The 23,837-nt window shown below is 70.4% G+C and carries 25 protein-coding genes, 4 tRNA genes and 2 pseudogenes; 7 read left to right on the top strand and 24 right to left on the bottom strand.

Annotated elements, in window-relative coordinates:
* Positions 1-289: 289 nt before the first annotated feature.
* From rplL to JQN84_RS07570, 16 genes are all read right to left on the bottom strand, one after another.
* A complete protein-coding gene (rplL, locus tag JQN84_RS07645) occupies positions 290-679 on the bottom strand; it encodes a 50S ribosomal protein L7/L12 (protein WP_088644794.1) in 390 nt (129 codons plus the stop codon).
* Positions 680-733: 54 nt separating this feature from the next.
* Entirely contained in the window at positions 734-1,282 is a 549-nt protein-coding gene (rplJ, locus tag JQN84_RS07640; protein WP_088644793.1) for a 50S ribosomal protein L10, read from the bottom strand.
* Positions 1,283-1,584: 302 nt separating this feature from the next.
* Positions 1,585-2,271, bottom strand: a complete 687-nt coding sequence (locus JQN84_RS07635) for a hypothetical protein (RefSeq protein WP_204957690.1) — start codon at positions 2,269-2,271, stop codon at positions 1,585-1,587.
* Positions 2,268-3,092 (bottom strand): ATP-binding cassette domain-containing protein, encoded by an 825-nt coding sequence (locus tag JQN84_RS07630; RefSeq protein ID WP_204957689.1) that lies wholly within the window; start codon positions 3,090-3,092, stop codon positions 2,268-2,270. Before JQN84_RS07630 ends, JQN84_RS07635 begins: the two co-directional genes overlap by 4 nt.
* Before the next feature lie 83 nt (positions 3,093-3,175).
* Complete coding sequence (gene rplA / locus JQN84_RS07625; protein ID WP_204957688.1) at positions 3,176-3,892, bottom strand: 50S ribosomal protein L1; 717 nt, start codon at positions 3,890-3,892, stop codon at positions 3,176-3,178.
* 79 nt (positions 3,893-3,971) lie between these two features.
* Positions 3,972-4,403 (bottom strand): 50S ribosomal protein L11, encoded by a 432-nt coding sequence (gene rplK / locus JQN84_RS07620; protein ID WP_204957687.1) that lies wholly within the window; start codon positions 4,401-4,403, stop codon positions 3,972-3,974.
* Positions 4,404-4,590: 187 nt separating this feature from the next.
* Positions 4,591-5,313 carry a transcription termination/antitermination protein NusG gene (gene nusG, locus JQN84_RS07615; RefSeq protein ID WP_088644788.1) on the bottom strand — a complete coding sequence of 241 codons (723 nt, stop codon included), beginning with the start codon at positions 5,311-5,313 and terminating at the stop codon, positions 4,591-4,593.
* 38 nt (positions 5,314-5,351) lie between these two features.
* Positions 5,352-5,771 (bottom strand): preprotein translocase subunit SecE, encoded by a 420-nt coding sequence (gene secE / locus JQN84_RS07610; RefSeq protein ID WP_204957686.1) that lies wholly within the window; start codon positions 5,769-5,771, stop codon positions 5,352-5,354.
* Between the two features lie 213 nt (positions 5,772-5,984).
* Positions 5,985-6,057, bottom strand: a tRNA-Trp gene (locus tag JQN84_RS07605).
* 127 nt (positions 6,058-6,184) lie between these two features.
* Positions 6,185-6,577, bottom strand: coding sequence for a MaoC/PaaZ C-terminal domain-containing protein (locus JQN84_RS07600; RefSeq protein ID WP_204957685.1), 393 nt, complete (start codon positions 6,575-6,577; stop codon positions 6,185-6,187).
* A 1-nt stretch (position 6,578) separates the two neighbouring features.
* On the bottom strand, positions 6,579-7,025 hold the full coding sequence (locus JQN84_RS07595; RefSeq protein ID WP_088644785.1) for a MaoC family dehydratase N-terminal domain-containing protein: 447 nt from the start codon (positions 7,023-7,025) through the stop codon (positions 6,579-6,581).
* A gap of 135 nt (positions 7,026-7,160) precedes the next feature.
* Complete coding sequence (gene rpmG, locus JQN84_RS07590; protein WP_013288652.1) at positions 7,161-7,328, bottom strand: 50S ribosomal protein L33; 168 nt, start codon at positions 7,326-7,328, stop codon at positions 7,161-7,163.
* Between the two features lie 132 nt (positions 7,329-7,460).
* A tRNA-Met gene (locus tag JQN84_RS07585) sits at positions 7,461-7,533 on the bottom strand.
* Positions 7,534-7,559: 26 nt separating this feature from the next.
* Positions 7,560-7,632, bottom strand: a tRNA-Thr gene (locus tag JQN84_RS07580).
* 96 nt (positions 7,633-7,728) lie between these two features.
* On the bottom strand, positions 7,729-10,248 hold the full coding sequence (locus JQN84_RS07575) for a putative bifunctional diguanylate cyclase/phosphodiesterase (RefSeq protein ID WP_204957684.1): 2,520 nt from the start codon (positions 10,246-10,248) through the stop codon (positions 7,729-7,731).
* A 63-nt stretch (positions 10,249-10,311) separates the two neighbouring features.
* On the bottom strand, positions 10,312-10,458 hold the full coding sequence (locus tag JQN84_RS07570; RefSeq protein ID WP_169733070.1) for a hypothetical protein: 147 nt from the start codon (positions 10,456-10,458) through the stop codon (positions 10,312-10,314).
* A gap of 692 nt (positions 10,459-11,150) precedes the next feature.
* On the opposite strand from JQN84_RS07570, the gene JQN84_RS07565 reads away from it, so the two are divergent.
* Positions 11,151-11,669 (top strand): hypothetical protein, encoded by a 519-nt coding sequence (locus JQN84_RS07565; protein ID WP_204957683.1) that lies wholly within the window; start codon positions 11,151-11,153, stop codon positions 11,667-11,669.
* A gap of 123 nt (positions 11,670-11,792) precedes the next feature.
* Positions 11,793-12,248: a hypothetical protein gene (locus JQN84_RS07560; protein WP_239484967.1), complete on the top strand. Its 456-nt coding sequence runs from the start codon at positions 11,793-11,795 to the stop codon at positions 12,246-12,248.
* A 100-nt stretch (positions 12,249-12,348) separates the two neighbouring features.
* Here the strand turns inward: JQN84_RS07560 and JQN84_RS07555 are convergent, their stop codons facing one another.
* Positions 12,349-12,891, bottom strand: coding sequence for a DapH/DapD/GlmU-related protein (locus tag JQN84_RS07555; RefSeq protein WP_204957681.1), 543 nt, complete (start codon positions 12,889-12,891; stop codon positions 12,349-12,351).
* A 379-nt stretch (positions 12,892-13,270) separates the two neighbouring features.
* On the opposite strand from JQN84_RS07555, the gene JQN84_RS07550 reads away from it, so the two are divergent.
* Positions 13,271-14,071, top strand: coding sequence for a hypothetical protein (locus tag JQN84_RS07550; protein WP_204957680.1), 801 nt, complete (start codon positions 13,271-13,273; stop codon positions 14,069-14,071).
* Between the two features lie 302 nt (positions 14,072-14,373).
* On the opposite strand, the pseudogene JQN84_RS07545 reads toward JQN84_RS07550, so the two are convergent.
* A pseudogene (locus JQN84_RS07545) lies at positions 14,374-14,640 on the bottom strand (hypothetical protein); the annotation flags it as partial.
* Between the two features lie 198 nt (positions 14,641-14,838).
* Here JQN84_RS07545 and JQN84_RS07540 point away from each other — a divergent pair.
* The gene (locus JQN84_RS07540; RefSeq protein ID WP_204957678.1) at positions 14,839-15,069 is read left to right on the top strand and encodes a GntR family transcriptional regulator; all 231 of its coding nucleotides are present in this window, start codon (positions 14,839-14,841) and stop codon (positions 15,067-15,069) included.
* A gap of 319 nt (positions 15,070-15,388) precedes the next feature.
* On the opposite strand, the gene JQN84_RS32210 is transcribed toward JQN84_RS07540, so the two are convergent.
* From JQN84_RS32210 to JQN84_RS07525, 3 genes and pseudogenes are all read right to left on the bottom strand, one after another.
* Positions 15,389-16,723 carry a pentapeptide repeat-containing protein gene (locus JQN84_RS32210; protein ID WP_204957677.1) on the bottom strand — a complete coding sequence of 445 codons (1,335 nt, stop codon included), beginning with the start codon at positions 16,721-16,723 and terminating at the stop codon, positions 15,389-15,391.
* A 131-nt stretch (positions 16,724-16,854) separates the two neighbouring features.
* Positions 16,855-17,386: pseudogene (locus JQN84_RS07530) on the bottom strand (HAD family hydrolase); the annotation flags it as partial.
* A gap of 122 nt (positions 17,387-17,508) precedes the next feature.
* Positions 17,509-17,592 (bottom strand) — tRNA-Tyr (locus tag JQN84_RS07525).
* Between the two features lie 148 nt (positions 17,593-17,740).
* Here JQN84_RS07525 and JQN84_RS07520 point away from each other — a divergent pair.
* Positions 17,741-18,235 carry a YajQ family cyclic di-GMP-binding protein gene (locus tag JQN84_RS07520; RefSeq protein ID WP_088644769.1) on the top strand — a complete coding sequence of 165 codons (495 nt, stop codon included), beginning with the start codon at positions 17,741-17,743 and terminating at the stop codon, positions 18,233-18,235.
* Between the two features lie 86 nt (positions 18,236-18,321).
* Here JQN84_RS07520 and JQN84_RS07515 read toward each other — a convergent pair whose 3' ends face one another.
* Positions 18,322-19,581 (bottom strand): MFS transporter, encoded by a 1,260-nt coding sequence (locus JQN84_RS07515; protein ID WP_204957676.1) that lies wholly within the window; start codon positions 19,579-19,581, stop codon positions 18,322-18,324.
* A 188-nt stretch (positions 19,582-19,769) separates the two neighbouring features.
* On the opposite strand from JQN84_RS07515, the gene JQN84_RS07510 reads away from it, so the two are divergent.
* Both JQN84_RS07510 and JQN84_RS07505 read left to right on the top strand, forming a co-directional pair.
* Positions 19,770-19,907, top strand: coding sequence for a hypothetical protein (locus tag JQN84_RS07510; RefSeq protein WP_158224196.1), 138 nt, complete (start codon positions 19,770-19,772; stop codon positions 19,905-19,907).
* On the top strand, positions 19,907-21,127 hold the full coding sequence (locus JQN84_RS07505; RefSeq protein WP_204957675.1) for an MFS transporter: 1,221 nt from the start codon (positions 19,907-19,909) through the stop codon (positions 21,125-21,127). Before JQN84_RS07510 ends, JQN84_RS07505 begins: the two co-directional genes overlap by 1 nt.
* A gap of 59 nt (positions 21,128-21,186) precedes the next feature.
* On the opposite strand, the gene htpX is transcribed toward JQN84_RS07505, so the two are convergent.
* Together htpX and JQN84_RS07495 are read right to left on the bottom strand one after the other, a co-directional pair.
* Complete coding sequence (gene htpX, locus JQN84_RS07500) at positions 21,187-22,065, bottom strand: zinc metalloprotease HtpX (protein ID WP_204957674.1); 879 nt, start codon at positions 22,063-22,065, stop codon at positions 21,187-21,189.
* A 188-nt stretch (positions 22,066-22,253) separates the two neighbouring features.
* Positions 22,254-23,801, bottom strand: coding sequence for an NADH-quinone oxidoreductase subunit N (locus JQN84_RS07495; RefSeq protein ID WP_204957673.1), 1,548 nt, complete (start codon positions 23,799-23,801; stop codon positions 22,254-22,256).
* Positions 23,802-23,837 lie beyond the last annotated feature (36 nt).

Raw genomic sequence — 23,837 nt, 5'->3', positions numbered from 1 at the left:
TCGCAAGCGCGGAAGGTCTTGCTGGTGTCAGCGTGCCTGGCAGGCCGGGGCCACGTCAAGAGGCTCCAAGCGCCTGCTCGACGGGTTTCCCACGGACGGGCTACCCACGGCGTCACCACGATGTCGCACCACGAGTGCGAACACCCTGCTCACACCACTGATACCCGGAGTCACCAAGCAGGACGGGCGGTGATCCGTGTATCGGATCACCGCCCGTTCAGTTCGTGGTGTGCCGCGACTCACCCGAGCCGGACACGCGCCACTGTCGACCCCAGGGGTCGACCTCAGGTCACTTGAGGGTGACCTTGGCGCCCTCACCCTCGAGCTTGGCCTTGGCCTTCTCGGCGGTCTCCTTGTTGACCTTCTCCAGGATCGCCTTCGGCGCGGACTCGACCGCGTCCTTGGCCTCCTTGAGGCCCAGGCCGGTCAGCTCACGCACGACCTTGATGACCTGGATCTTCTTGCCACCGTCGGCCTCCAGGACGACGTCGAACTCGTCCTTCTCCTCCTCGACCGGCGCGGCGGCGGCGCCACCGGCACCACCCGCGGCGGCAACCGCGACCGGCGCGGCGGCGGTGACCTCGAAGGTCTCCTCGAACTGCTTCACGAACTCGGAGAGCTCGATCAGCGTCATCTCCTTGAACGCGTCGAGCAGCTCGTCGGTGCTGAGCTTCGCCATGTCTGGCGTCCTTTCTCGCAATGAAAATTAAAGAACGTGGTGCGCCGGGGGGCCTCAGGCCGCCTCGGCGCCCTCCTGCTCGCGCTTCTTGTCCGCCAGGGCGGCCGCCGCGCGGGCGGCCTTGGAGAGCGGCGCCTGGAACAGGGCCGCGGCCTTGCTCAGGTTGCCCTTCATCGCGCCGGCCAGCTTGGCCAGCAGCACCTCACGGGACTCCAGGTCGGCGAGCTTCGTGACCTCGGCCGCGGAAATGGCCTTGCCCTCGAACACACCGCCCTTGATGACGAGCTTCGGGTTGGCCTTCGCGAAGTCGCGAAGACCCTTCGCCGCCTCGACGACGTCGCCCGAAACGAAAGTCAGCGCGGTAGGACCGGTGAACAGCTCGTCGAGGCCGGAGATGCCCGCCTCGGTCGCGGCACGCTTGGCCAGCGTGTTCTTCGCAACCGTGTAGGTGGTCTCCTTGCCGAGCGAGCGCCGCAGCTGGGTGAGCTGGGAAACCGTCAGACCACGGTACTCGGTGAGCACCGCGGCGCCCGAGGTACGGAAGCTCTCGGTCAGCTCAGCGACGGCCGTGGCCTTGTCGGCCCGGATCGGCTTGTCCGCCATGTCCCTCCTCTCTCGTTACTCGGAGCTGGTCGCCGTCGCGCGGCACGAAACTCTGCGACGACGCCGGAGGCCTCACGACAACGAAAAAGCCCCGGCGCAGGGCGCGCGGGGCGAGGACCGGACCGATCACCATGGTCGGCGGACCACGGAAAGGAACCGTATTACGCTTACCGCCCTGCGCGGGTCGCCCGTCGTCGCGGAGCCTTCGACCGTGCCGGGGCACGGTGACCAGCGGTCTCTGGGTGGAACTACCGCACCAGGTTACGCGACGGCCCGGCCATCACCAAATCGCCCTCCGTTGCTCACGGACGGACCCGCCGCCACCGGACGTAGCCGGCCAACGCCACCCCCGCCCACACCAGCGCCCAGGCCGACAGGAGCAGCGCGGTGCCGGCGGGCAGGGAACCGGCGAGCGCCCGCGCGGTGGCCAGCACCGGCGGCACCAGCCAGGGCGCCACCGAGCCGCGCAGGCCCAGCGCGAGGGTGCCGACCGCGCCCACGGCGAGCACGGCCACGCCGTACCCGGCGCTGCGGGTGAGCGCCCGGCTGGCCAGGGCGCCCAGGGCCACCGCCGGCAGCAGGGCGAGCAGGTGCGCCCACAGGCCGAGGGCCAACGCCGCCACCACCGGCGGATCACCCGGACCGGGCGCGGCCACCCCGCCGACCGGCCACGGGAAGACCAGCGCGACCAGCACCGTGCCCAGCCCGGCGAGGACGGCCGCGAACAGCCCGGCGCACCGCTCCCGGACCGGGCCGACAAGCACCTGCGCCAGCCGGCGCTGCACGTCCGGTTCGACGTCCAGCAGGATCTTGGTCTGCCAGGCCAGCACGGGGAAGAGCACGACCGCGCTGACGCCGTACGCCTCCGCCGGGCGGGCCCGGCCGCCGCCGTACAGGATGCCGAGGGCCAGCAGGCCGGCCAGCAGCGGTGCCAGCGCCCGTCCGGTACGCAGGAAACCGGCCAACCGCATCCGCACCAGCGCGCTCACCGGGCCCCCTCCCCCGCCCGGCCGTCCCGCGCCGGCTCGCCCGCCGACCCGGCTCCGACGGGTGGGACGGGTGCCGGTGGGGGTGTGCCGGCGGGTTCGCGTACCCGCAGGATCCGGTGGCCGTCGGCGCGCAACCGGGCGACGGTGCCGGCCACCCGCGCGGCCGGCACCGCGACCTCGACCACGGCGACGGCCGCGTCACCCGTGGCCGGCTCATCGGTGAGCAGACCGTCGGCGACCGTCCAGTGCCGGGCCCCGGGCAGCCGGACCGTCTCGCCCCGGTGGTCGCTGACCAGGACCGCTCCCCCGGCCGTCAGCACCTCGTCGACCAGTTCCGGGACCAGGCCGCGGGCGGCTGCGTCCAGCCCCTCCCAGGGCTCGTCGAGGACCAGCAGGCCGGGGGTGCGCAGCATCGCCTGGGCCAGGCCGACCTTCTGCGCGGTGCCCTTGGACAGGTCGGGCAGGCGGACCGTACGGAACGGGGTCAGGCCCAACCGGTCGGTCCACCTGTCGACGGCCCGGTCGGCGTCGGCCCGGCCCAGGCCGGCGGCCCGGCCCATGGCGGTGAGGTAGCGGGTCACGGTGAACGGCTGGTCGGCGGGGAACCGCTCGGGCACCCAGCCGACCCGGTGGGGACGGTCGACCACCCGGCCCCGGACCGGACGCAGCACCCCGGCGCAGAGTTGCAGGAGGGTCGACTTGCCGGCCCCGTTACGGCCGAGCACCACCGCCACCTCGCCCGGGTCGAGGCGGGCCGTGACGCCGCGCAACACCCAGGGGCCGCTCCGGCGGTACCGGAGCCGGACGTCCTCCAGTCGCATGGGGGTGAGCCTGCCACAGCCCGACACACGGCAGGGGCCCCGCCACGGTGCGTGGCGGGGCCCCTGCGCGGGAGCGGTCGGGATCAGCCCTCGACGGCGGTCTCCTGGAGGTTCTTCACCACGTTCGGGTCGATCGGGACGCCCGGACCCATCGTGGTGGCCAGGGTGACCTTCTTGAGGTACTTGCCCTTGGCCGCGGACGGCTTGGCGCGGAGCACCTCGTCCAGCACCGCGGCGTAGTTGTCGATCAGCTGGGTCTCCGAGAACGAGGCCTTGCCGATGATCAGGTGGAGGTTGGAGTGCTTGTCCACCCGGAAGGTGATCTTGCCGCCCTTGATGTCCGAGACGGCCTTGGTGACGTCCATGGTCACGGTGCCGGTCTTCGGGTTCGGCATCAGGCCGCGCGGGCCCAGGATCCGCGCGATCCGGCCGATCTTGGCCATCTGGTCCGGCGTGGCGATCGCCGCGTCGAAGTCCAGCCAGCCGCCCTGGATCCGGGCGACCAGCTCGTCCGTGCCCACCTCGTCGGCACCGGCGGCGACGGCCTCCTCGGCCTTCGCGCCGGCGGCGAAGACGATCACGCGGGCGGTCTTACCGGTGCCGTGCGGCAGGTTGACCACGCCGCGGACCATCTGGTCCGCCTTGCGGGGGTCGACGCCGAGGCGCATGGCGACCTCGACCGTGGCGTCGAACTTGGCGCTGGTGGTGTCCTTGGCGAGCTTGACCGCCTCGGCCGGGGTGTAGAGCTTCGACTTGTCGATCGCCTCGGCGGCCTTGCGGTACGTCTTGCTGCGCTGCATCTCGGGTTACTCCTGTGGTCTCTGGCGGGCCGCGGTCGACGCGCGCCCTCCCACGAACTGGTCTGGGGACTGACGGACGTCAGTCGTTGACGACGATGCCCATCGACCGGGCGGTACCGGCGATGATCTTCGCAGCCTGGTCGACGTCGTTGGCGTTGAGGTCGACCATCTTCTTCTCGGCGATCTCGCGCACCTGGGCCTGGCTCACCGAGCCGACCTTCTGGCTCTGCGGCACGCCGGAGCCCTTCTCCACACCGGCGGCCTTGAGCAGCAGCCGGGCGGCGGGCGGGGTCTTCAGGACGAAGGTGAAGGAGCGGTCCTCGTAGACGCTGATCTCGGCGGGGACGATGTCGCCCCGCTGGGACTCGGTCTGCGCGTTGTAGGACTTGCAGAACTCCATGATGTTCACGCCGTGCTGACCGAGCGCGGGGCCCACCGGCGGCGCCGGGGTCGCCTGGCCCGCCTTCAGCTGAAGCGTGAACGTCTTGACGAGCTTCTTCTTCGGAGGCATGTCACTTCCTGGGGCTTGGAACTGGGAAAGGTGCCGGCCACGGGCGCGCACGGTCAGCGCGGTGCCACAGCGACGACATTCAAGGGTAGCGCAGCGCCCGGCGACCCTCTGCGCCGAGGTCCGCGCCGGGGCGGAACGACGTCGCCGGCGGCGGGCCGTGGCCCACCGCCGGCGACGGGGTACAACGTCAGATCTTGGCGACCTGGTTGAAGTTCAGCTCGACCGGGGTCTCCCGGCCGAAGATCGACACCAGCACCTTGAGCTTCTGCTGGTCGGCGTTGATCTCGCTGATCGTCGCCGGCAGCGAGGCGAACGCCCCGTCGGTGACGGTGACCGAGTCGCCCACCTCGAAGTCGAGGACCTTGATCTCGGGCTTGGCCTTCTTCTGCTCGGTCTCCACCGCCGGGGCCAGCCACTTGAGCACCTCGTCGAGGCTCAACGGCGCCGGCCGGTCGGCCCGGTCGGTGGCCCCCACGAACCCGGTGACCCCCGGCGTGTTGCGCACGCAGGAGTAGGACTCGGCGGTCAGCTCCATCCGGACCAGGATGTAGCCGGGGAAGACCTTGGCCTGGATCTGGGAACGCTTGCCGTTCTTGACCTCGACCTCTTCCCGGGTCGGCACCTCGACCTGGTAGATGAACTCCTCCATGTCGAGGGAGGTGATCCGGGTCTCGAGGTTGGTCTTGACCTTGTTCTCGTAACCGGCGTACGAGTGCACCACGTACCAGTCGCCGGGCGCGTAGCGCAGCTTCTGGCGCAGCTCGGCGACCGGGTCGTAGTCCTCGTCCGGCTCCGGCTCCGTGGTCGGGAATTCCGGCTCGCTGGCGGCCTCGACCGACTCGTCACTCGCCGCCGTCGCGACCGTGGACTGGTCGTCCGTGGTCTCGGCGGTCTCGTCGTACTCAGGCACGCTTGCTCACTTCCGTCACTATCGGCTCAGTCGGCCGGTCAGCTGGGGCTGCCGAAGACCCACAGCACGCCCTTCGCGAAGGCGAAGTCGAGCAGGCCCACGATGGTCAGCATCACCGCGACGAAGGTGACCACCACGGCCGTGTAGGTCAGCAGCTCCTTGCGGGTCGGCCAGATGACCTTACGCAGTTCGGCGACGACCTCGCGGAAGAAACGCGCGATGCGGGCGAACGGCCCCACCCGGTCGGTCTCGGAGCGGGTCTTCGGCTTGCTGTCGGCGGCGCCTGCACGGGTCCGCGACCGGGTCGCGGTGCCGCCCCGGGATACCGGCTCGTCCGCGTCGGTGGCGTCGTCGTCGATGGCGTCGCTGTCGGCGGTCACCTCGTCGACGACCTCGTCGCGCTCGTCGCGCAGACCGTCGTCGCCGGCGTCCTCGCCGCGCCGCTTGCTCTCGGCCACTTCGCCCTCCGTCGCGGGATGTCGGTTCGTACGCCGGGAGGCGTACGCGGCGCTGGTCACGCCGGCCGGACCAACCGTCCCGCGACGGGCCGCGGCCGGCGGACCGGACGAAGGGCCCCGAGTCGCCTCGAAGCCACCCCGCCGATGCCACCACCACGGGCCGGACGCCGCCTTGCGGCGGCGCGACCCACGGGAACGGTCAGGCCTGAGGCGCAGGGGTGACAGGACTTGAACCTGCAGCCTGCGGTTTTGGAGACCGCTGCTCTGCCAATTGAGCTACACCCCTGTGCGGCAACGCTCGCCCCACCCGGCCTGCGCGGCCGAGCAGGGGTCACTTGCCCCACGGCGGACCAGTGTACGGGTAGCGCCCCGACTTTCCCAACCGGTCCCGCCCGGTCCGTTCCGACGACCTGTCAGCCGGCCGTCCGCACGAGCGCCCGCGCCTGCGACAGGACCTTCTCGCCGCCGCACCTGGCGGTCACATCGAGCCTGGTCAGACCGGCTTCAGTGACCTCCTTGACCACCGCGTCGACGGTGATCTCGGTGCCCTCGTCGTCGTCCGGGACGACCACCGGCCTGGTGAACCGCACCCCGAACTCGACCACCGCGTCGGGCGCGCCGGCCCACTCGGCGACCGCCCGACCGACGAGCGCCATGGTGAACATGCCGTGCGCGATCACCCCGGGCAGCCCCACCTTCGTGGCGGTCCGGTCGCTCCAGTGGATCGGGTTGAAGTCCCCCGAGGCGCCCGCGTAGCGGACCAGGTCCGCCCGGGTCACCCGGAACGTACGGGTCGACAGTTCCACGTCAGGACTCCCCACGGACGACGAGCTTGGACCAGACGGCGACCACCGGCTCACCGGCCACGGTGGTCACGTCGGTGCGGGTGGTGAGGAAGCCGTGCCCGCTGCGGGAGCTGATCTCCTCGATGGTGTTCACGCAGACCAGCTCGTCACCGGCCACCACCGGCCGGGTGTAGGCGAACCGCTGGTCGCCGTGCACCACCCGGCTGTAGTCGACTCCGAGCGCCGGATCGTCCACGATCTGCTGGCTGGCGGCCATGGTGATCAGGACCGGGAAGGTGGGCGGGGCGACCACGTCCGGGTGGCCGAGCGCACGGGCCGCCGCCGGGTCGTGGTGGGCCGGGTCGGTGGCACCGATGGCGGTGGCGAACTCGCGGATCTTTTCTCGGCCCACCTGGTAGGGGGCGGTCGGCGGGTACGTCCGGCCGACGAAGGACGGGTCCAGGGACATGCCGCCGAACCTACACGGGACACGCGAACGCCGACCCGTACGGGCGGGGCGACCGTGAAAGGCCACGCCAGCCGTGCGGATCGGCGTCCGGGGTGAAGCTGCTGCGGACCGGGCCGGCCTACTGCCGGCCGCGGGTCAGCGGGTCTCGCGGTGGACCGTGTGCTTGCCGTCCCGGGGGCAGAACTTCTTCAGCTCGATGCGGTCCGGGTCATTGCGGCGGTTCTTGCGCGTGATGTAGTTGCGCTCCTTGCACTCCACACACGCCAAAGTGATCTTCGGCCGGACATCGGTCGCCTTCGCCACGGCGGAGTGCCTTCCTCGCTACGGATATCAACTACAGCGCATCAGCCTACGCGGACAACGCCGGGACATGCAAAGCGGGCGCCAGTGGCGCCCGTCCCACCGACCACCGGGGATGAGCCCGGAGGACGAGAGTAGCGGTGGCCGGACTTGAACCGGCGACACAGCGATTATGAGCCGCTTGCTCTGCCATCTGAGCTACACCGCCGCAGGCGGGTCCAGCCGGACCCTCTGAGCCCCCTTACGGAATCGAACCGTAGACCTTCTCCTTACCATGGAGACGCTCTGCCGACTGAGCTAAGGGGGCCTACCCGATCACCCCGGAGGGCGTCGCGCAGGGGATACATTACACGGCACCGCGCCGGGGGTGAAATGGGATCCCCCCGTACCGCGTCGTCGCAGCTCAGGGCACGACGCGGAGCCTCGGCAGCGCGTCCGGGCCGATCACCTCCGGGTCGGTCTGGGCACCGAACCAGGCCTCCAGCCGCTCGTACGGCAGCGGTCGGCTGAACAGGAAGCCCTGCCCGATCTCGCAGCCGATGTCCTGGAGCAGTTCGAGGGTCAGCTCGCTCTCCACCCCCTCGGCCACCACCGCCAGGCCGAACTGCTGGGAGAGCGACACCACCGCGTTCACGATCGCCAGGTCCCCCGGGTCGGTCGCCATCCCCTGCACGAACGACCGGTCCACCTTCACCTCGTGCACCGGCAGCCGGCGCAGCTGGGCCAGCGACGAGTTGCCCGTGCCGAAGTCGTCGACCGCCAGCCGGACGCCGAGGTCCCGCAACCGGCGCAGGGTGGGAATGGGTCGCTCGGTGCCGTCCAGGACCGCCGCCTCGGGGATCTCGACGGTCAGCAGCTGCGGTGGGACGCCGTACTCGGCCAGCAGCTCGCCGACCCGGTCCGGGAAGTGCCGGTCGGTCAGCGAACGGGCGGCGATGTTGACCGCCACCGCCAACGGCTGCCCGGTGTGGCTCCAGTCCCGGCTGCGGCGCAGCCCCTCACGGAGGACGAACTCGGTGAGCCGGCCCAGCTGCCCGGTGTGCTCGGCGACCGCGACGAAGTCCTCCGGGGAGACCGTGCCGTGCGCCGGGTGCTCCCAGCGGGCCAGGCACTCCACCCCGAGCAGGCGGCGGTCCCGCAGGGTCACCTTCGGCTGGAAGTAGACCTCCAGCTCCCCCTCGTCGAGGGCGCGGCGCAGGTCACCGGCGAGCCCGAGCCGGCGCAGCGACCGCGACTCCAGCGCCGGGTTGAACAACTGGACGCTGCCCGGCACCGCCTTGGCCGCGGTGGCCGCCAGGTCGACCCGTTGCAACAGCACGGCGGCGTCGCTGCCGTGATCCGGGTGCACCGCCACCCCGACCGCGGTGTCCACGTCGAGGGTGAGCGCGTCGAACACCATCTCGTCGCGAATCTGCTCGCGGAGCTGGGCGGCCAGTTCCAGGGCCGCCTCGGCGTTCTCCAGCCGCAGCGTCACCAGGAACTCGTCCCCGCCGGCCCGGCCCACCAGAGCCGACGAGGGGGCGCAGGCACGCAGCCGGTCGGCCACCTCGACGAGGACCTTGTCCCCCGCCGCGTGGCCCAGCGACTCGTTGACCTGACGCAGGCCGTCGACGTCGAAGAGGAGGACGGCGACCACCTCGCCGGGCGCCCTGATCTTGACCGCCTCGGCCAGCGCGGCGGTGATCCGCCGCCGGTTGGGCAGCGTGGTCAGCGCGTCGTGGTAGGCGTCGTGGCGCAGCCGGTCGACCAGCCGGGAATTCTCCAGGGCGACGGCGGCGTGCGCGGCCACCGTCTCGAAGACCGGGATGTCACTGGTGGTGAAGTGGCCGATGTCGCTGAGCCGGTTGGTCACCTCCAGGGTGCCGATCACCGCCTGGCCCGACCGCAGCGGCACCACGATGGCGTCCTTGACCTGCTGCGCGCCGACCTCCCGGCGCAACGCCGTGTCGTCGCCGAGCAACCGCCCGATGGACAGCGTCTTGCCCAGCTCGCGGGCCTGTTCCCGGAAGACGGTCGGGGTGGGCGCGACGTCGAGCAGGCCGGGGGTGTCGACCCGGGCGGTCAGCAGCACCTCGGGGTGCCGGCGCTGGGCGGGCAGCCACAGGGTGGCGTACTCGGCCTGCATCAGGCCCCGCACCCGGTCGAGCAGGATGTCGGCGATCGCGCCCTCGGCGCTGTTGGTGAGCAACCGGGTCAGGTCGTACATGCCGGTCAGGGTGCGGTGCTGCCGGAAGAACTGCGAGTAGGACCGGTAGACCTGGAACAACGCCGCGAACAACGCGGCCAGCAGCAGCACCGACCACCAGGTGGTCTTCAACGCGATCAGGACGAGCAGGCCCACCGAGGCGTTGATCGAGGTGGTGAGGAAGACCGACGGCGCGGTCCGCAGTGCCTCCCGGCCGGCCTGCCAGCCCTGGAGCAGCACGTGCACCCCGGCCACCGAGAGCAGGCTGACCAGGGTGATGGTGTTGACCGCCAGGAACAGGATGCCCCAGGTGCCCGGCCCCACCCCCTCGAGCGGGGGCAGGGCCAGCAGGAGCAGCCCGGCCAATGAGGTGGCCGCCGCCGCCTTCGCGACGTTGAACCACAGCTTGGCCGGGGCGAACCGGTGTGACGCACTCCAGATCAGCACGGAGAGCGTGTAGATGAGCACCACGATCAGCGGTGGCAGGAAGAAGAGCGCGACGACGAGGGGCACCTCGGTCAACGTCACCCCGACGGACTGCCGTCGGACTATGACGTTGAGGACCGGGATGCTGATCCCCGTCATCGCCACGAAGAGAACGAACGCCAGGCCCCACTTCCCGAACTCGGGACGCAGGACACCGATCGCGGTGCTGAAGACGATGGCCAGCAGGGCCAGGGGTGCGGTGATGAACCAGGCGCGTTCGGTGGACTTACGCCGCTGATCTCGGCTGGCCATGCGCCACCCTCTCCCTGAGAGACGTCACCCCCAGGACACCGGGAGCGGGGACGACGCGGGGGCTTAGCGCGCGCCGCCCATCGTCCAGACGACGTCCGCCATTTGCGCGCTGCCGTCGATGGATTGGACGCCGGCGACGGCGAGTCCACCCAGGATGGTGGCGAGCACGAGGAGCGAGCCAAACAGCCGGCCCAGCCTTCGACCAGACATGATTGCTCCTGTCGAGAGAGTGTTCACGGGGGATGGTGGAGGTTCCACGATCGTGCCACACCTCGGGTACCCAGAAAAGCGGGGAGAGCGGTGCTGGTCCGAGCAGCGGAGAGGTTCCGCCGTTCGGACCACCACCGTCGCCTCCCCGTGCCAGATCAGCGGCACCAGGACGGGTAACGGCCTCCACGAATCGCCCAATGTCACTATCGACGCAAACCCGATCTTAACGGCGCGAGGCCGCTGTCCGGGTGGCAGGGCGACCGTCGGATTCGAGGGTCGCGACGACTGCTCCCGGAACCGTCACATCGATCACCATAGCTCATTTCGTCAGGTACGGAAGCGGCCTGTCGGGAGTCGACGGACTCCGCACCAGATCAACGACAAAACACGCGTACGGTGGCGAGCCGGCGCGAGCAGGTGAAACACCCGCCGAGGCGGTCGGACCCCGTGATGTCGTACCCCGATGATGTCGTGAATCCATGACATCGCAGACACCGGTGACGCCGGTGATCGAGAAACGGACGCCCCAGCCGTACCTGGGATCCGACGCACGGTGACCGTCGGCGACGCCGCGGCTGCCTGGCCGATCTTGTCGACTGGTTGACCGCGCGCCGGCCACTGCGAACGGTGCGGCGGGTTGCCGCGGGCGTTATCGCCGAGACACCGCCGGCCGGACAGCGGACCATGTACCGATGCGACCCGACGATGCGCTGGCCCGCCTCCAGGAGGCCGCCGTCCTGTGGAGCGTCGGGTCGGGCACGCCGGGCGGGGTGATCGGGGCCGCCTGCGACTGCCTGGTAGCGGGCGTGGACACCCCGACGCTTCGTATCCTGACGGGTATCTCCCCCACTCCCGGCAGCGAGAGCGACGAACTACGTCGGTGGCTCGGCGACGCACTGGCGGAACTCTCACTGACCTTCTTTCCGGAGGGCAGCCGGGCGGGTGAGGACGAAGCCGTCCGGATCATGGCCCGCCGACTGCTCGACCGGACGATCACCGCCCGCGCCCTCACCTCCTGGGCGTACGGGTTCATCACCCGGGACGGGACTCCGCTGGCGGCCGGGCTCATCGACCTGGAGTACGCGTACGAGATCGTCGAGGCCGTCGTCCACGACGGGCAGCCGTACCCGGACGATGCGGTTGCGGAAGTCGATGCGGATGTCGTCGCGGAGGCCCGGCAGCTGCTCGGCGGCACAGCGGGAGACCGCTGAGCCACCGCCCCCGCCTGAACGACCGCCCCCGGCGTCTGCGGTGTTCCCGCGCACTCCGCCGGCCGCGCTGCTGGCACCGAGACCATGGGATACCTGGGGCGGTATGGGGGTATGTCGGGGGTTATGGCAGGTCAGCACGATGCGATAGACGAGGAGCACGCACGGCCGGCGGGAGTCGACGACGCGACGGTCGAGGCGTTGGGCAAGTTGAGTGAGGCGTTGGAGACGATCCACCGGGTGCGTGGGCACCTCTACTCCGCGCACCAGCTCGTCGGCGGCGCGGACCTCACCCTGGACCGGGTGGTGGAGCTGCTGCGCGGGGCCGGGCACGACGAGGTGGCCGACCGGGTCGAACACGAGCTGTTGGGGCGTAACCTGCTGCCCGGCCGGTGGACGTTCCAGATCGTGGAGGAGTTCGACGACGGCTACTACGCCACGTTCCAGGAGATCGAACGGTACGCCCGGGAAAAGCTGGTCGGCGGCCGGCGGCACCTCTACGAGGCGGAGATGAAGCAGCGGCGGCGTACCCACGGCATGCCCGGCCACGAGGCCACGCCGGAGTCGGCGCGGCCTCTCTGACCAGGACGGGCGTCGCGATGATCCACGCAACTGGGCCTGAGTAGCGGTATCCGCCGCGCCCGATACCGCTACCTCGGCCCGGTAGCGAGACGGGCGGGGGTCACCACTGGCGGCGTACACCCGCTTTGGGGCCGGTGACCAGGGTGGCGGGCGGGATGTCGTCGGCGACCACCGCGCCGGCCGCCACCACGGCGTCGCGGCCGATGCGGACGCCGGGGAGGATCGTCGCGCCGGCCCCGATCCAGACGTTCTCCGCCACGTCGATGGGCGCACCGGTCAGCCACTCCCGCCGCTGCGCGGGGTCGACCGGATGGCCGAGGGTGATGAAGGTGGCCTTCGGGCCGATCATGACGCCCTCGCCGAGCCGGATACCGGCATAGTCGAGGAACGTACAGTTCTGGTTGATGAACACCCGCTCCGCGATCTCCAGGTTGAGGCCGTGGTCGGTGAAGAACGGCGGATAGATGGTGACCCGCGCCGGCAGCGGCCGGCCGAGGAGCTGCGCCAACAGCTCCGCCCGGCCGGCCTCGTCGTCGAAGGGCAGCACGTTCAGCCGGGAGGTCAACTCGGTGGCCCGCAGCACCCTCGCCGCCATCGCCTGGAACTCGGGGCTGTGGATACGCATGAAGTTGTCGTCGGACATCCCGCGATCCTCGCCGACGTTCCCCGTACCCGACCCTGCGGGCCGCCGCCGCTCATCGGCCGGCGCACAGGTGCCCGCACCAGCCGGCACGCCCGGGTCGACTCCGGCCTGTCGTCGCCGTGAATCTCGGATGGCTTTTCTGCGCGCGAAGCCGTCACGACCGGATCATGGCCGGTGCCACCCTGACCCTCTCCGGAGTCACCCTGACCGGGAAACGCTTCCCCGAAATCGAGATAACCCAAACTTCACATCGATCAGCCATCCTTGTATCTGGGTGGTCCGAATAGCCGACCCAGCCTGGTGATCATCCAGTCGAAAGTCGACCCCTCGACACCTCCCGCCGAATCAGATCATCACCCTGGATGTGTAGAGGACGCTGATGCAAGTCACCATGGCAACCAGCCCGGCCAAAGCCGACCAGCCCAACGAGGACTGGGCCGGAGCCACGACGAGCGCTGCCGTAGTTCTTGACGGACTCTCTGAGGCGTCAGAGACCGGCTGCGTGCATGGGACTCCTTGGTACGTGCACCAGCTCGGAAGCAAGCTGTTGTGGCTCGCGGGCGACTCTGGTCGAGGCTTGGAGGAAGTCTTGGCGGAGTCCATCGATGCAGTGGCAGCCATGCATCGCGACTCCTGCGACCTCGCCCACCCCGGCTCCCCGTGCACGACGGTAACAATGGTGAGGCATGCAGGAGAGTCGCTGGAGTATCTTGTTCTCTCGGACTCGATTATAGTGCTCGACCGTGTCAGTGGTGGGCCGCTGGTAGTACAGGACAAGTCGGTTGATGCCTTCGCGTCGGATAGTGCAAGGGCCGCCATTTCCAGCAAAGACAAGAGCGATAAGGAGGCGCTTTTCACGCTGATTCGTGAACAGCAACAGGTGAGAAATCGTCCCGGTGGCTACTGGGTGGCGCAGGTTGACCCGTCGGCCGCTGCGCATGCCATGTCCGGATTTGTGGTCGAAGTGCGTGGCGCTGCCCTGCTGTCAGATGGGGCTGCTCTTCTTGTTACCGATTTCAGCGCTATGGATTGGCCCAGGCTACTTACCTTCACCTACGAACACGGCCCATCCGCCCTGATTGCGGCCACCCGTGAATTTGAGGACCGCGATCCCAATGGTGTGATCTGGCCGAGGTACAAGCACCGAGACGACGCCACGGCGGTGGTTTGTCGCCTGTAGTGCGTGCCGGCGCGCTGCTGCGGCCCGACAACTGACGTGCGAGCCTCTCCGCCACGTGATGCGCGGCAGCGCAATGAACCTAGGGGCGCATCGGTGCGTCGTGGGATGCTCGGATCTGCCGATGAGCGAATGCCCGATCTCGGGAGGTTCCCGTTGACCTCAACCAGAGTTGAGGTGCTTCACTGTCGGCCATGGATCTTGATGGTCTGCGCGTCGCCATCACCGGCGCGGTCAGGTCAAAGGCGCTCACGTGGCGGTGTCCACCGGGTGTTCGGCCGTGACACGAAAGCCGAGCCCGCCGTCAGGCGCCCATCAGAACGACGGACCCGCTTGAGGCCCGCCAGCCGTACGAAGATCTCCCGCTTGGTGACGGCCTGGCCCTGGCCGTCGAGCTGGTAGCCGGTCACCCACGCCCAGCCGTCATAGGTGGGCCGGGGGCAGACCGAGATCACCCGGAACACGAACGCCGGTGTCCGCGCGAACTGCACCGACGCTTCCCGGCTGATCAGCAGTTCCTCACCCGGCGTCGGGGGCTGGAGACGGGGAAGGCCCCGTGCGTCAGGAAACATGCTCTTCCCTCCCTGCGGTGGCCCTGCCCGACCGGTGTCGGAGGAGACCGGCCGGGCAGGGGGACCGCCGCACCGGGGCGGGTTCGGGCCTCCACGACCAGCACAGCGGGATAGACACACCCTATCCCACCCGGTACATGGTGGTCCATGGTCTACCAAGCCTGACCAGCGGCATCCCTGCCCACCTACCGTCAAGACGTGATTGACCCCGAAGGGCCAGTGCCGCTGTATCAGCAGTTGGCGGCGATCCTGCGCGAGCGGATTGAGCGCGGCGACCTGGTGCCCAACCGGCCGATACCGAGCGTTGCCCGACTCCAACAGGAATACGGCCTGGCGCGCGGCACCATCCTGCACACGGTGCGCGTGCTGGTCGAAGAAGGCCTGATCTACGTGGTGCCCGGCAAAGGCGCGTTCGTCAAGGCTCGTTGAGCCGGTGCCCGCTCAGCAGCGATCAACGCGGACGTAGCCGCCGCACCACGGATAGACACCGGACCATGATCAGCGTTCCCGCCATGTTCCCGTGGAGGCTCGTAGACGGCTAGACCGCACTGGACTCGGCTAGATCAACGAGAACGGCCCTGTGGTCAGCGTTTCCGCTGTTCACAGGGCCGTTCGTGCTCCTGGTGGCGGGTAGAGGATTCGAACCTCTGTAGCTTTCGCGACGGATTTACAGAGCGCCACGCTCAAAGCCCTGACCTGCGCAGGTGGGCTGTATCGGCAGGGATGGCGACGCAGATGCGACGCAACCTCACTCGTGGGGCAGATGTAGCCCTTCTGGCGGGCGTCCGTCCGGCCATCGGTCGAACTCCGGGGGAAGATCCAGATCCGCTCTATCGAAGGACACGTCCCCGCCGCTGAACGTCGCCCTGTCGAAGGACACCTCCCCGCCGCTGAACGTCGCCCTGTCGAAGGACACCTTCCCGCCTCTGAACGTCGCCCTATCGAAGGACACGCGCCCGCCGCTGAACCTCGCCCCGTCGAAGTACACCCGCCCGCCGATAAACGACGCCCCGCCGAAGTACACCTCCCCGCCGCCGAACGTCGCCCCGCCGAACGACACCAACCCGCCGCCGAACGTCGCCCCGCCGAAGTACACCCGCCCACCGATAAACGACGCCCCGCCGAAGTACACCTCCCCGCCGCCGAACGACGCCCCGCCGAAGTACACCTCCCCGCCGCCGAACGACGCCCCGCCCAAGTACACCAACCCGCCGCCGAACGTCGCCCCATCGAAAGACACGTCCCCGCCGCTGAACCTCGCCCCATCGAAAGACACCCGTCCGCCGCCGAACGTCGCCCCATCGAACGAGACCCGCCCACCGCTGAACGTCACGCCCGAGAGGTCACCACCGTCGAAAACTGCGCCGGTGAAGTCGTAGTCGAAGCCGCACCACGAATTCGCATCCTCCTCGGCAAGCCGTAAATGCCTGCCGATGAGTCGAATGACGGTATGACGCACCTCCCGCTCCTCGCGAGCGGTCCGAGCAGCCTCCGAGGTTGCCGCCGACGCGTCGTCGTCGGCCTGCTCCGGCGGTGCTTCGTTTGATGCTTCCTGAGGCGGGGTGTAGGGCATTCGGAGGTACGCGCAGAGTACGTCGATGCAGGTCTGTCGACCGTCTCGCCAGTCGTCTGCGAGCCCGGCCATGGCGTAGACCCCGGCCAATCGCACTGCCGCCTTGTCCGAGCCAAGCTGTTCGGAAGCCTTGGCGAATCGCTCGTTGAAAATCCGAATGCCGTTACGGTCGGTTTCGATCTTGGCTCGACCCTCGCCAGCCTCCGCGCGCAAGTCAGCGGCGTGCGCTAGTCCATGGGCGAATTCGGCCAGCTTGTTGGCGTGCTCGGCAACGCGCTGCCGTCGGTACGCCACTACGAGAGCTGCGACGCCTCCAACACCCGCCACCACGGAAAAGACGAGCTTCAGCAGGTCAAACAGTGTGGCAGCCGTAACGGTGCTGGCCCGGTGGAGGCTCGGCCAACCGGCGTACCAGAGCGCTCCAGCAACCAAGGCTCCAACCACTAGCACCGCAGTCGCGATGACCAGCGCGATCGACCGGCGGATACTCCAAAGCCGAAGCGCCGGCACCGGACTATCCGCTGGTGAAAGTGGTGGAACTCCAATGCCGCCAGGCACCGAGGACAGAGATCGACTTTCGCGCTCCACGTCCCTCTTCGTAGTCGATCGGAGCAAACGACCAGATGCAGGCCCTCCCGATTTCAGCCCTCAGCCCGGTCGATCAGAACCTCGGCAATCTCGCCCATGCTGGTAACCACCGCGCCCGCCCCGGCGAGCCGGAACGCATCGACCTTTGACGGCCGATTCGCGTAGCCGATCACCGTTACTCCAGCGGCCCGCGCGCCCTCGATATCCGACAGCGAGTCGCCGACCAGCACGCACCGGGCCGGCAACTGACCAAGGGCACGTACGGCTTGCAGGATTGGTTCCGGGTTGGGCTTCATGCGGTCCGGGTCTGCGTACGCCCGGCCGACGACCGGCGAGCCGGTGCGCGGCTAGGTAGGCGGATACGGCCCCGGCTGAGTTGTTGCTGACCGCCGCCACCGGCATCCCGGCTTGCTGGGCAGCCACGATGACCTCACGGCCGTAAGGCGTCGGCTCGGCAGTCTCTACGGCCCGGCGCTCAGCCGCGCAGAGTGCATCCTCTACCGCACGCGTGGTGCCGTAGTTGCCGGCCGCCCCGGTACGCCGTAGCACCTCAAGCGGATCAGGCTCCCCAGCTAGGAGGTGCGGAAAACGCCGACGCGAATACGACGCGACCGGCGAGATTGAGCGGGTCAGAGCAGGACTGAGTGAGACTCACGAAAGAGGCCCCTGACCGGCGTTCGCGCTGGTCAGGGGCCTCTTTGTGCACCTGGTGGCGGGTAGAGGATTCGAACCTCTGTAGCTTTCGCGACGGATTTACAGTCCGCTCCCATTGGCCGCTCGGGCAACCCGCCAGGGCACACCGCCGTGTCGTAACGCGGCAGCGGAGCAAGGATAGCGGTCGCCCCCGGGGGCATGGCAACCGGGTACCGTCAGAGGGTCGTGGGGCTGGTCAGCACCGCGACGACCCTGACAGACCGCCGGACAAGCAGGAGCATCAGCATGGCAGCGAACCCGTCGTTCGACATCGTGAGCAAGGTCGACCGGCAGGAGGTCGACAACGCCCTTCGCCAGACGGAGAAGGAGCTTGCCCAGCGGTTCGACTTCCGTGGCACCGGCGCCGAGATCTCCTGGTCGGGTGAGGAGGCGATCAGCCTCCAGGCCGAGACCGAGGAGCGGGTCAGCGCCGCCCTGGACGTGTTCAAGGAGAAGCTGGTCAAGCGGAACATCTCGTTGAAGTCCCTGGACGCCGGTGACCCCCGTGCCTCGGGCAAGGTCTACAAGATCGATGCCAAGGTGATCCAGGGCATCGAGTCGGAGAAGGCCAAGGCGATCAGCAAGAAGATCCGCGACGAGGGCCCGAAGGGCGTCCAGGCGCAGATCCAGGGCGACCAGCTCCGGGTGACCGGCAAGAAGAAGGACGACCTCCAGGCCGTCATCTCGCTGCTCAAGGGCGAGGACTTCGGGGTGGCCCTCCAGTTCACCAACTACAGGTAGAGCGGCCCCGGCCGGGCGGTCGTCCCCCGACGGGGACGGCCGCCCGCCGCACGAACCCCGGAAGACAGCGGGGCCGCGTACCCCGTTCAGACCGTGACGGGGTGTTCGGCGCGGACGGCGGCGGCCTCGGCGCGGGCGATCGGGCCGCCGGGCAGCGCCGCGACGGCGGCCCCGACGCCGACCGCCCCGGCGGCGAACAGGAACGCCCAGGGCACCCCGCCGGCGTGGTCGACGATCAGGCCGGCCACCGCGCCGCCGGCCGCGCTCGCCGCCACCGACATGGTCACCACCCAGGTGTACGCCTCGTTGAGCATGCCCGTCGGGGTGATCCGCCCGACCAGGGTGTTCTCCAGGGTCAACGCGGGGGCGATGGTGGCCCCGCCGATCACCAGGGCGATGCCGAGGGACACCGGACCGGGCATCACCGCGAAGATCGCCAGGGTGCCGGCCACCGCCGCGAGCAGCCAGGCGAACTGGCGGGTCATGTTGGCCGCCGGGCGGCGTACCCCGAACCAGAAACCGCCCACGGCGCTGCCCACCCCCCAGACGGCGAGCAGCAGGCCGGCCAGGCTCTGCGGGTCGTCGGTGGGCTGGCTGCCGGCGAACGCCGGCACGATCACCCCGGCCGCGCCGAACGCGATGCCGAGGCTCGCCACGCAGACCAGCAGCGCCGGGAAGCCGCCCACCCGCAGCGGGCCGAGCCCTCGGGCGTGGTGCTCGCGGGCGTGCGGACGCCAGGCGCGCATCACCCGGCCCAGCGCCACCCCGCCGGTGCCGACCAGGGTCACCACTGCCGCACCGAGCAGCGCGGCGGCGGCGTCGGCGACCAGGACGAACCCGGCCACCAGCAGCGGGCCGAGCACGAAGACGACCTCGAACAGCGACGTCTCGGCGGCCAGTGCGGTGTTGCGCAGCTGGTAGCGGCCGGTCGCCGGGGCGGTCAGGTCGTTCCAGGCTCCCCGGATGGCGGCGGTCAGCGGCGGGTAGGTGGCCCCGGCCAGCCCGGCCGCCAGGTAGATCAGGCGCAGGTCGGCGTTCTCGGCGCGACTGGCCCCGAGCAGCCCGAACAGGGCCAGCGGGTGGGCCACGGCGGTGACCAGCAGCACCGGGGTGGGTCCGACCCGGTCGGCGATCCGGCCGGCGACCGGGCTGAGCGCGGCACCGGACAGCGCATAGATCCCGCCGGCCACGGCGGCGAGGGAGTACCGGCCGGTGACCTGCTCCACGACCAGCAGCAACGCCAGCGGTGTCATGCCGATGCCGAGCCGGCCGACGACACCGAGGAGCAGCAGCAGTGGGGCGCCGGGAATCCGCCAGACGCCCAGGTACTGGCGCAGTGCGGACACGGCGGACCTCCCAGGAGACGATCAGGTAACGACTCAGAACCCTGTAGACCCTAACGCCGCAGGTCGCTCCGGGAATGGTCGATTCACTCACACCCGGGGTCGCTGACCCGGTGGCGGCGAGAGGGTAACTTGCTGATCGACCCAGATACATACACCGCTGGATCGCCCCCGATGTCGTAGGAGGTCCAATGGTCGGCACGACGACCGAACGCCGCCGGCCCGGCCCGGCGTCCCGGGGCGGCCGTCACCGGGCAGCCGCCCCGGTGCTCCGGGAGAGCCCCGGTCACCAGCAGAACGGGGTCGAGGAAGCGGAACCGACGACCTGATGACCGACGCCGACGAGCGGCTCTCACCGCCCCCCGGTTACCTGGCCCTGTTCCGCCATCCGGTCGCCTCCCGGCTGGTCACCGCCCGGGGGATCTCCGAGCTGGGCGACTTCGTGGGGCTCGCCGCGCTGCTGCTGCTCGCCTACGACCAGACGCAGTCGGTCCTCGGGCCGGCCGCCGTGTACGCCGCCCGCGCCCTGCCCGCCCTGCTGGTCGCCACGGTGTTCAGCGGTTGGCTGGACGTGCCGGCCCGCCGTACCCTGCTGGTCTGGCTCTCGGTGGCCGGTGCGGTGCTGATCGCGGTCCCCCTCGCGGTGCCCCGGCCGGTGCCGGCAATCGTCGCGGCCGGCCTGCTCGGTGCGGTCCGGGCCGCCTACTCCAGCGTCAACGTGGCGGTAGCCGCCGAGTCGGTGGACGCCCCGCTGCGGCTGCCGCTGTTCGGCCTGTCCGCCTTCGCCAACCAGGTCGGCCAGGTGGTGGGGCTGCTGGCCGGGGCGAGCATCACCGTGGCCCTCGGCCCCCGGGTCGCGCTCCTGATCGACCTGGTCTCGTTCCTCGTGGCGGCGGTGGTGCTGGCCGGGTTGCCGACCGGGCAGCAGCGGCGGCGCGGGCCACGCCCACCGGCCACCGCCGGCCTGCGGACCATCGCCGGGCACCCGGTGCTGCGCGGCGTCGCCCTGCTCACCCTCGCCACGGTCGTCTCCGGCGCGCTGCCCGAGACCCTCACCCCGGACCTCGCCGACGGGGCCTGGCGGCCCGTCGTGCTGGCCTCGTCGGCGTTGGGCGGCGCGGTCTTCGTGCTGGTGCTGGGGCGGGGCACCTGGTTGGGCCGGTTGACCGGGCAGGTCACCGTGGCCGCCGCCCTGGCCGGGGCGCTGCTGCTGGCCGCCCTGCTGGTCGCCACGCACTCCCCGGTGTGGGCGCTGGCCTGTGCCAACGCGCTGATCGGCGCGGGCGGAGGGTGGCTGATCGGCGCACAGGCCACCTTTGCCCGGCTGGCACCGGTGGAACGGATGGGGCAGGTGGAGGCGACCATCGTGGCCGCCAACATCGTGGTGGCAGGTTGCGGGATCTTCCTGCTCGGGTCGGCCGCCGCGCTGTTCGGGCCGGCCGTGGCCTACCTGCTGGCCGGGGTGCTGCTGCTGGTCGTGGTGCTGCTGACCCGCCCCGACCAGTTGCCGGCCGGGGCCGGCGCACAGCCGACCGGCCGAACCCCCTGACCGTGGATACGACCGCGCCCGCGTCCAGGGTGTGGACGCGGGCGCGGTGGGTGTGACCGTCAGCGCTGGAACTGCACCGGGCCGGAGTTGCGGGCCATCTGCTCCAGCCGGGCCACCCGCTCCTCCATCCGGGGGTGGGTGGAGAAGAGCGCGGCGATGCCGCCACCCCGCTTGAACGGGTTGTCGATCATCAGGTGGGCGGTGCTGGTGAGCTGGCCCTGGGCGGGCAGCGGCCGGGCCTGGGTCCCCAGGTGGATCTTGCGGAGGGCGCTGGCCAGGGCCAACGGGTCCCGGGTGAGCTGCGCGCCCGAGGCGTCGGCCTGGAACTCCCGGCTGCGGCTGATCGCCAACTGGATCACGGTGGCCGCGATCGGGCCGAGGATGATGGTGAGCAGCAGCACCGCCGGGTTCGGGCCGTCCTCGTCGTTGCTGCCGCCCAGCGGGATGAAGAACGCCAGGTTCGCCAGCATGGTGATGATGCCGGCCAGTCCGGCCGCCACGCTGGAGATCAGGATGTCCCGGTTGTAGACGTGGGACAGCTCGTGGCCGATCACCCCGCGCAGCTCGCGGTAGTCGAGGATCTCGGTGATCCCCTGGGTGACGCAGACCGCCGCGTTGGCCGGGTTACGACCGGTCGCGAACGCGTTGGGCTGTGAGGTGGGGCTCACGTACAGCCGGGGCATCGGCTGCCGGGCCTCGGTGGCCAGCTCACGCACCATCCGGTACAGCTCGGGGAACTGGGCCTCGCTGACCGGTTGCGCCCGCATCGAGCGCAACGCGAGCTTGTCGGAGAAGAAGTAGGTCACGCCGTTCATCAGCAACGAGACGACGACGGCGACGACGAGGCCACCGCTCCCACCGAACCAGTAGCCGACCGCGAGGATCAGCGAGGTCAGCAGGCCCAGCAGCGCTGCGGTCTTCAGACGGTTGTGATGCACGATCGCTCCTTCGGTGCGCGGGTCACGCGGGACCCGCTGACCGGTACAACGTCACCGGTACCCGTCAACCATCCAGCTCATGACTGGCAGTTGACTGACAGAAGCTGTGAACCCGCTGAACGCACCGGACAACCGGGGACGACCCGGGACACCAGGTCAGCGGGTGGCGGAAGCTCCGGGCGGGCCGGTCAGCGGGTGGCGAGATCAAGCACCAGTTGGGGGGCGAAGCCGATCACCACGGCCAACGCGGTCGCCACGGCCAACGCCACGGAGACCGGCCAGGCCACCCGGCCGGGCGTCACCCCGGGCGCGACCCCGACGGGCGCGGTCGGCTGCCCGGTTCGGGCAGGTAAACCGGCCGCAGCCGGCTCCCCGGCGGGACCGGCCGGCACCCGGATCGGGTCGGCGTACAGGGTGGCGGCGAGACGCAGGTAGTAGGCCAGTCCGATGACCGCGTTCAGCGCCACCACCAGGGCCAGCCAGCCGGCCCCACCGTCCAGCACCGCCCGGACCACTGTCACCTTGGCGAACAGCCCCGCCAGCCCGGGTGGCAGGCCGGCCAGCCCGACCAGGGCCAGCGCGAACGCCGCCCCGGCCCAGGGCCGCCGCCGGGCCACCCCACGCAGGTCCGCCACCGCGCCGCCGTCCGCACCGGCCGGGCGCAACGCCACCAGCGCCGCGAACGCCGCCAGCTCCACCACCACGAAGAAGACCGCGTACGCCACCGCGGCGGCGTACGCCCCGGCCCGGACGTCGTCGCCGCGCCCGGTGGTCGACGCCAGCACCCCCAACGGAGCCAGGATGTAGCCGGCCTGGGCCACCGACGACCAGGCGAGCAACCGGACGGTACGCCGCTGGCGCAGCGCCACCAGGTTGCCCACGGTCATGGTGAGCACCGCCAGCAGGGCCAGCACCGGGCCGGTCACCTCGGCCGGCAGCGCCCGCTGCACCACCGCCAGCAGGGCCACCACCCCACCCAGCTTCGACGCGGTGGACAGGTAGGCCGCCACCGGCAGCGGCGCCCCGTCGTAGGTCGCCGGCGCCCAGGCGTGGAACGGTACCGCCGCCACCTTGAAGGCCAGCCCGAGCACCACCAGCGCCACCGCCGCCGGGACCAGCGGCACGTCCGGCGCGTCGGCCAGCAGCCCGCCGAGCCGACCCAGGTGCAGGCCGCCGGTCGCCGCGTAGAGCAGGGCCGCACCGAGCAGGGTGACCGTCGTGGCCACCACGCTCACCACGAAGAAGGTGACCGCCGCCTCGGCGCTGGCCAGGCTGCCCCGACGCAGGCCGACCAGCACGTACAGCGGCAGGGTCAGGGTCTCCAGGGCGACGATCAGGGTGATCAGGTCACCGGCCGCGCCCAGCACCACGCCGCCGGTCATCGAACAGGCCAGCAGGAAGCAGTACTCGCCGACGGGCGTCGGACCGCCGCGCAGCAGCGGGCCGGAGAGCCCGAGCACCCCCAGGGTGAGCAGGGCGAAGACCCCCGCGACCAGGGCCGCACGGCCGTCGAACACCCACGAGCAGTCGGCACCCACACAGAACGTCCGCCGGGTGCCGGCCGCGCCCACCACCACCGCACCGACCCCGGTGGCGACGACGCCCGTGCCGGCCACCGCCACCGTCGCGCCGGCCCGGCCGACCAGCAGATCCGCCAGCAGCACGAGTACGGCGGTGCCGGCCGCCAGGTACGCCGGCAGCAACGCCACGTTGTCGACGCTCTGCACCACACTCACGAGTCGGACCTTTCGTTCGCGACTGCGGGGCTCCGC

The organism is Micromonospora humidisoli (assembly GCF_016900955.1).
GTDB lineage: Bacteria > Actinomycetota > Actinomycetes > Mycobacteriales > Micromonosporaceae > Micromonospora > Micromonospora wenchangensis.
This window is presented reverse-complemented; position numbering and strand designations above follow the sequence as displayed.